Source organism: Actinomycetospora sp. TBRC 11914, from assembly GCF_012933465.1.
GTDB lineage: Bacteria > Actinomycetota > Actinomycetes > Mycobacteriales > Pseudonocardiaceae > Actinomycetospora.
In genome coordinates this window covers 39163-46524 of sequence record NZ_JABBND010000030.1, presented here as the reverse complement: position 1 = coordinate 46524, position 7362 = coordinate 39163, and the positions used below count along the sequence as shown (strand labels likewise).

The 7362-nt window shown below is 76.0% G+C and carries 7 protein-coding genes; all 7 read right to left on the bottom strand.

Annotation, left to right across the window (positions count from 1 at the left end):
• Positions 1–27: 27 nt before the first annotated feature.
• The 7 genes from HH311_RS29190 to uraH are packed head-to-tail and all read right to left on the bottom strand — an operon-like array spanning position 28 to position 7268.
• Entirely contained in the window at positions 28–453 is a 426-nt protein-coding gene (locus HH311_RS29190) for a VOC family protein (RefSeq protein ID WP_169187234.1), read from the bottom strand.
• Positions 454–473: 20 nt separating this feature from the next.
• Positions 474–1730, bottom strand: a complete 1257-nt coding sequence (locus HH311_RS33625; protein ID WP_169187233.1) for a DUF6986 family protein — start codon at positions 1728–1730, stop codon at positions 474–476.
• Positions 1727–3154, bottom strand: a complete 1428-nt coding sequence (locus HH311_RS29180) for an 8-oxoguanine deaminase (RefSeq protein ID WP_312030491.1) — start codon at positions 3152–3154, stop codon at positions 1727–1729. Before HH311_RS29180 ends, HH311_RS33625 begins: the two co-directional genes overlap by 4 nt.
• Positions 3142–4632, bottom strand: a complete 1491-nt coding sequence (alc, locus tag HH311_RS33620) for an allantoicase (RefSeq protein ID WP_169187232.1) — start codon at positions 4630–4632, stop codon at positions 3142–3144. Before alc ends, HH311_RS29180 begins: the two co-directional genes overlap by 13 nt.
• On the bottom strand, positions 4629–5993 hold the full coding sequence (allB, locus tag HH311_RS29170; RefSeq protein WP_169187231.1) for an allantoinase AllB: 1365 nt from the start codon (positions 5991–5993) through the stop codon (positions 4629–4631). Before allB ends, alc begins: the two co-directional genes overlap by 4 nt.
• Before the next feature lie 23 nt (positions 5994–6016).
• On the bottom strand, positions 6017–6913 hold the full coding sequence (pucL, locus tag HH311_RS29165) for a factor-independent urate hydroxylase (protein ID WP_169187230.1): 897 nt from the start codon (positions 6911–6913) through the stop codon (positions 6017–6019).
• Positions 6914–6920: 7 nt separating this feature from the next.
• Entirely contained in the window at positions 6921–7268 is a 348-nt protein-coding gene (gene uraH, locus HH311_RS29160) for a hydroxyisourate hydrolase (RefSeq protein ID WP_169187229.1), read from the bottom strand.
• Between the last annotated feature and the right edge of the window lie 94 nt (positions 7269–7362).

The window sequence follows — 7362 nt, the reverse complement described above, 5'->3', positions numbered from 1 at the left end:
CTTTCTGCTCACGGGGCCGCAGGCCACCTAGTCCAGGCAGAACTCGTTCCCCTCGGGGTCGGCCAGGACGATGTTGCCGCCGATCAGCGGCGGCTCCGGCTCGACGCGCAGCAGCCGGACGGCCCCGAGGGCGACCAGCCGCGCGCACTCCGCCTCGAGCGCCGCCATCCGCTCGTCGCCGGCCAGCCCGGGAGCGGCCCGCACGTCGAGGTGCACCCGGTTCTTCGCCGTCTTGCCCTCCGGCACGCGCTGGAAGAAGAGCCGGGGACCCTCTCCGTCGGGATCGATCGCCGCCGACGCGTCGTCGTGACGCTCGGGCGGGACGCCCCACGCCGCGAGGGCGTCGAAGCCCGGCGGCGGGGGCTGCACCCGGTAGCCGAGGACCTCCGCCCAGAACGCGGCCAGCCGGCCGGGGGCCGCGGCGTCGAACGTGACCTGCACCTGGCGTGCCATACCGGACATCCTGCCGTCGATCAGGACAAGGGCAACGACCCGTCGTCGTCGATCGCCCCGCACGCGAGCCCGCGACGCAGGAACCCGACGAGGGCGCGTTCGGTCGCGGGCTCGTCGAGCACGCCCTCCGACGCCCCGGCCCGGTAGGCCCGCAACCGCGCGACGACCGCGTCGAGCCCCTCCCGGTGCACGGCGACCACGACGGCGAGGCGGGCCGGGACCATCGCCGGGTGCATGTCCCAGCCCTGGGCGATGCCGAGCTCGAGCGCGCGCCGCACGATCCGGGCCTGGATGCGCCACGCGGCCAGCACCGCGTCGCGGTCGCCCACGGGCAGCACCGCGGAGGACCCGTCGCACACCGGGACGCCGGCCGCGGCGCCCGCGAGCGCCAAGAGGTGCTTCGCGTGCTCGGCCGCCGGGTGGTCGGCGCGCTGCTGGTCGGGGGCGATCCCGAGGGCGGCGGAGTAGTCGTAGGTGCCGTAGTGCAGGCCGGCGGCGCGGCTCCCGGCGGCGACGACGAGCTCGTCGACCCGCTGGGCGCCGCGGGCGGTCTCGATCTGCAGCTCGACCGGGAGCGGGGCGATCCCGTGGTGGGCCTCGAGTGCGGCGCAGGCCTCGACGAACGCCGCCACCTGCTCCGGGTCGGAGATCTTGGGGAGAGTGACGCGGAGGCGGGCGGGGTCGCCGTCGGCGTCGAGGAACGCGGCGGTGAACAGCGCGAGCGAGCGCAGCCCCCGACGGCGGGTGGCGCGCTCCATGGACTTCACGCGCGGTCCGGCGCGCCTCGGGCTCCGCGGGCCGGCCAGGAGGGCCGCCGTCGCCGCGCCCGCGGCCCGGGCGTGGGTGTCCTCCTCGGCGTCGTCGCGGTGGCCGTAGCCGTCCTCGAGGTCGGCGCGCAGGTCGGCGACGGGCTGCTCGGCGAGGGTGCGCCGGACCCGGGGGAGGGCGTCGCGGAGCTGGTCGGGGCGCAGGCCGAGCGTCTCCGGGAGGTCGGGGTCGGCGGCGAACCGGTCGAGGACGGCGAGGGCCTCGTCGCCCCAGTCGGTGGCGGTCGTCGGGGTGACGCGGTCGGCGGGGACGTAGCAGACGTGGACCGGCTCGGGGTCGCGGGCGGCCAGGCGGGCGCGGGCGGCCTCGTCGGCGTCCAGGGCGGCGTCGGTGACGGCGAGGCGGGCGTCGAGGGCGTCGAGGAGCCCGTCGGAGAGGCCGGGCGACGGTGTGGCTTTCCTGACCTCCAGTGTCTGCGATGCGACACCGCTGACGTCGGGGTCCGTCACCGAGCGAGCCCCTGCACCCGCGTCGCGACCCCCCGGTGCCGGACCAGGACGTCGTCGAGACCCGGCGCGGTGACCACGCCGTCGCGCACCACCGGCCGGCCCGCCACCACGGTGTGCCGCGCGAGCGTCGGCCCGCAGCGCAACCAGGCCGCGACGGGGTCGGCGAGCGCCCCGGCGAAGGCCGGCCCGGTCTGCGGCCACACCGCGAGGTCGGCCGCCGCGCCCGGGGTCAGCTGCCCGATCTCGCCGTCGCGGCCGAGGCAGCGGGCGCCGTCGCGGGTGGCCATCGTGAGGACGTCGCGGGCCGCGACCGCCGTCGGCCCGCCGCGCACCCGCCCGAGCAGCATCGCGTGGCGCGACTCCACCCACAGCGAGGCCATGTCGTTGGACGACGACCCGTCGCAGCCGAGCCCCACCGGGACCCCCGCGGCCCGCAGGTCGGTGACCGGGCAGATGCGGGTGTTGCCCAGGACCGAGTTCGACGACGGGCAGTGCGCCACCCCGACGCCGGCCGCGCCGAGCCGGGCGATCTCGGCGTCGTCGGGGAAGATGCAGTGCGCCACCCAGGCCCGGTCGGTGAGCCACCCGACCTCGGCGAACTGGTCGACCGGCCGGCGACCGAACGTCTCCAGGCAGTAGGTGTCCTCGTCGGCGTCCTCGGCGAGGTGGGTGTGCAGCCGCACGTCGAGGCGCTCGGCCAGCTCGGCGGTGGCCCGCATGAGCTCCGGGGAGACGCTGAACGGCGAGCACGGCGCGAGTGCGACGCGGACCATCGCGTGCGGCGACGGATCGTGGAAGGCCTCCACCAGCCGCTGCGAGTCGGCCAGCACCTCGTCGTCGTCCTGGACCACGGAGTCCGGCGGGAGCCCGCCGTCCTTCACCGAGCGCGTCATCGAGCCGCGGGTCGGGTGGAAGCGCATCCCGACCTCCCCGGCCGCCCGGATCTCGGCCGCCCACAGGTCCCCGGCGCCGGTGGGGGCGACGTAGAGGTGGTCGGTCGAGGTGGTGCACCCCGACAGCGCGAGCTCCGCGAGACCGGCCCACGCCGAGAGGTACGCGCCCTCCTCGTCGAGCCCTTCCCAGACCGGGTAGAGGCCGGTCAGCCACTCGAAGAGCGTGCCGTCGGGGAACAGCCCGCGGGTGAGGTTCTGGTAGAGGTGGTGGTGGGTGTTGACCAGCCCGGGGGTGACGAGGCAGCCGGTCGCGTCGAGCACCTCGGCGGCCTCGGGCTCGGGTCCGGTGCCGACCGCGGCGATCACCCCGTTCCGGACCGCCACCCAGCCGCCCGCGAGCTCGGTGCCGGCGTCGTCGCAGGTGACCACGAGGGTGGCGCCGCGGACCAGCAGGTCGGCCGACGACGGGGCTTTCCTGTCACTGGATGCAAGCAACGACGCTTCGCTGGCATCTCGGTCTACGGCGTCCACAGGTCCTCGATCCGCAACGCCGTGATCTCCGCGAGCTGGGCCCGCACGACCTCGGCCTCGGTCTCCGGGTCGTGGCGCAGCCGGTCGGCCAGCAGGGCGAGCAGCTCGTCGCCCGACCGCCCGGCCGCCCGCACCAGGTACACGTGCCCGAACCGCTCCTCGTACGCGCGGTTCCCCTCGGCCAGCGCCGCCCGCCCGGCGTCGTCCAGCCCCCCGACGCCCGCCTGCTCCCGCGCGCCCGGACCGCCCTCGGGCGCCCCGATGCGGGCGTGGCCGGCCAGCGCCGCCGTCAGCCCCTTCTCGTCGAGCGCGAGGACGCCGGCGGTCGCGGCCGAGACCAGCGCGTCGAGGTCGGCGTAGGGCCTCCCCGCGACGACGGCGGCCGCCCAGTCCGGCGCGCTGCAGCACGCCAGCAGCACCTGCTCGGCCACCGCGGCGGGCAGCGCGTCGAAGCGGCGCAGCCCGGCGGCCGCCGCGGCCTCCCGCGTCGGGCGACCGAACAGGCGCAGCCGCGCGAACCCGCCGTCGGGACGCACCTCCACCCGGACCCGGTCGACGACGAGGCCGTCGGGGACGCCGAACCAGTGCTCGGCGTCGGGCTGCACCGGGGTCTCGGGCAGCAGCTCCCGCTCCCCGGCCCCGGCCCCGGCCCCGCCCCCGCCGAGCGACACCAGCCGTACCGTCCCGGGCGCGTTGCCGACGAAGTGCGTGGTGTCGACGACGACCTGGTGCACCCGCCCCGCGACGCCGAGGGCAACGTCGACCCAGTCGAACCCGCCCTCGCGGCGCCGCCGCGTCTCCCAGCCCTCGCCCATGTGGGCCGCGGTCCCGGGGAGCAGCAGGTTCTCCGGCGGCGAGTAGTGCCGGTTCGACGCGTCGAGCACACGCCCGCCGGCGGCGAGCGACGCGAGGTCGACCCCGATGCCGCGCCAGCGCCGCACGTCGGGCAGGACCTCGCCGAGCACCCGCAGCCGCGCGACCCCGCCGTCGGGGTGGATCCGCAGCCGGACGTGGGTGGCCGCGCGCGGGTGCTCCACCTCGACGGTGTGCGCGGTGTTCCCCTCCAGCGGCGTGCCGCACAGCGGTTCCCAGGGCCCGTCGGCGGCCTCGGCGGGCGAGGGGTGCCCCTCGATCCAGCGGGTGTCGACCTGGGCGGAGACCGGATGGTTGCCGTCGAAGAACGCGGTGTCGACGACGACGCGGTGCACGATGCCCGGCAGGCCCAGCCGGATCACCGCCCAGTCGTCGCCGGCCGGGTCGCCCGGCCCGGGGCCGCCCGGGAGCTGCCGACGACGCCGGGTCTCCCACCCGTCGTAGATCTGGCCCTTGTGCCCGAACGTGTGCGCCGCGTGGGTCGGGGCCGCCGTCGCGACGAGGTTCTCCTTCTCGGCGAACGTCTCGTCGCTGGCGGCCACCACGCCGCCGCCGACGGCGCGGACCGCCAGGTCGACCCAGGCACCGGCTCCGGAGGCGCTCACGTGGCCCGCTTCCGCTCCGGGGTGAGCAGCCGCCCGCCCCCCGCGACCGGGTCCTGTCCGCGCAGCCACACCCGCCGCACCGCGCCCCGCAGGGCGAGCCCGGCGTAGGGCGTCACCGGGTGGCGGTGGTGCAGCACGGTCGGGTCCACCTCGTCGACCTCGTCGGGGGCGAGCACGACGAGGTCGGCGTCGCGCCCGGCGGCGATCGCGCCCTTGGCGCCCTCGAGCCCGGCCAGGGCCGCGGGCGCCGCCGACATCCACGCGGCGACGTCGTCGAGGGTGTGGCCCCGGGCCGCCGCGCCGGACCACACGACCCGCAGCGCCAGCTCCAGCGACGACACCCCGCCCCAGGCCTGCCCGAACCCGCCGTCCTTGAGCTCGGGCGGGCAGGGCGAGTGGTCGGACACGACGGCCTGCAGCCGGCCCGCGCCCAGCGCCCCCCACAGGAGCTCCCGGTTGGACTCCGAGCGGACCGGCGGGCAGCACTTGCCCGCCGTGCTCGTCAGGGTCTCCGAGGCGAGCGCGAGGTAGTGCGGGCAGGTCTCGCCGGTGATCGGGACGCCCTGCGCCCGCGCCGCGCCGATCTCCTCGGCCGCCTCGAACGCGGAGACGTGCAGGACGTGCACGCGGGCGCCGGTGCGGGCGGCGACCGCGGCGAGGCGCAGCACCGCGGTGGTCTCCGCGCCGGGCGGGCGCGACGCGAGGAAGGACCGGTAGTCCTCGCCCGCGGCCGGGGCCTCGCCGAGCACGCCGTCGTCCTCGGCGTGGACGACCAGCGGCACGTCGAGCTCCGCGCAGGTGCGCGCCGCGAGCTCGAGGTCGGCGTGCCCCACCGGCGGGAACTCCGGCACCCCCGAGTCGGTGAGGAAGCACTTGAACCCGCACACCCCGGCGTCGACGAGCGCGGCCATCCGGTCCGGGTCCACCGCGCCGTCCGGGTCGGGGACGCCGTCGCGCAGCGGCACCGCCCCGCCCCAGAAGGCGACGTCCACCGCGACCTGGTCCCGCGCCACGTCGCGCTTGACCAGCAGCGCGTCGACGTCGACCGTCGGTGGGATCGAGTTCAGCGGCATGTCCACGAGCGTGGTGACCCCGCCCGCCGCCGCGGCCGCGGTCGCCGTCGCGAACCCCTCCCACTCGGTGCGGCCGGGCTCGTCGACGTGGACGTGGCTGTCGACGAGTCCGGGCAGCAGCACCTCGTCGGCGGCGACGTCGACGACGGCCGCGCCCGGCGGCGCGGGCGCGTCGTGGTCGGTGACGTCGGTGATCCGTCCGTCGGCGACGACGACGGCGGCCGGGGCGGTCCCGGTGGGCAGCACCGCGCGGCGGGCGCGGACGACGAGGGTCGGGGAGGGCTCCATCGCCTGGCGAGCGTAGGCCCTGGTCAGCAGAACCCGGCGATCCCGGCCCAGGCGGCCTCGTCGGCGGGCAGGTCGTCCCGGGTCACGGCCGCCTCGATGAGCCCGTAGGGACGGTCGGCGGCGTACCAGACCTCGTTCGGGTTCTCGAGGCCCCACGGGGACAGGTCCACGAGGAAGTGGTGCTTGTTCGGCATCGAGAACCGGATCTCGGCGATCTCCGGGTGGGCCTCGAGCACCCCCTGCCCCATCGCGTAGAGCGTCTGCTGCAGCGAGTAGCTGTGGGTGCCGGCGAAGCGGTCGAGCAGGATCTGCCGGACCGACGTGAAGGACTTGTCCCAGTCGACGTTGCTGCTGGTGTAGCGCCAGCGCGACGAGACCGCGGTGGCCAGGATGCGGTCGGTCGTCTCGACCAGCGACGTGTACTCGACCTCCGGGAAGCCCCAGAACTCGCTGCCGGTGCTCTTGAGGACGACGAGGTCGGTCAGGCCCGAGATCACCGTCTCCTCCGGGCCGCGCTTGGTGACGACGACGGTGCGCGTCTCGGTGCCGGCGCGGACGAACGCGTGGTCGTGGGCGCCGGAGTCGGACGTCTCGATGCGCCCCCAGCCGTACTGCTCGATCTCCTGCCGCGCCCCGGTCACCTGGTCGTACTTGTCGACGAAGTTCCGCGCCATCCGCAGCGCGAACTCCTCGATCGTCGTGATGCCCCCGGTGCGGGCCAGCGCGTACACGGTGTTCTTCTGCGTGTCGGTGGCGATGACGGCGGCGTTCGAGCCCGTCAGGTGCGTCTCGGAGAAGTCCCCGAACAGCTGGCTCGTGACGTTCACGTCGGTGATCACGTGCCGCGGCGTGGAGCGGTCCACGTGGACCAGCCGTACCTCGGCCTTCCCGTACTGGTTGGTTCCCAGGACGATGCCCACTGCGCGATCAGCTCCCCAGGTAGGTCGTGTGCGAGAACGGTCCGGCCAGGACGGGCAGGTGGTAGTGGTCGCGATGGCCGTCGAGCCGGACGTGCACCGTGATCCGCGGGTGGAACACGGTGCCGTGCGTCCGGGAGACGTACGCCTCGACGTCGAAGGTCAGCGTCACGTCCCCGGGCGGGAGGGGCTCGTCGTTGAGCCGCGCGACCCGGCCGTCGGCGTCGGTGGTCCCCCGCCCGAGCACGGCCTGGTCCGCGTCGCGCACCAGCACCACCGGGACGCCGGCCGCGGGCTTCCCGGCGGCCACGTCGAGCACGTGGGTCGAGAGCCGCTCGACGGGCTCGCTCTCGGGCACCTCCCACCCCTTTCCCGACGCGGGCCGCTGGACGCCCCTGGGAGTGAAGGCCAGTGATGTTGCCCTGCGGTGAACACCTCCGTCACGCGCAGAG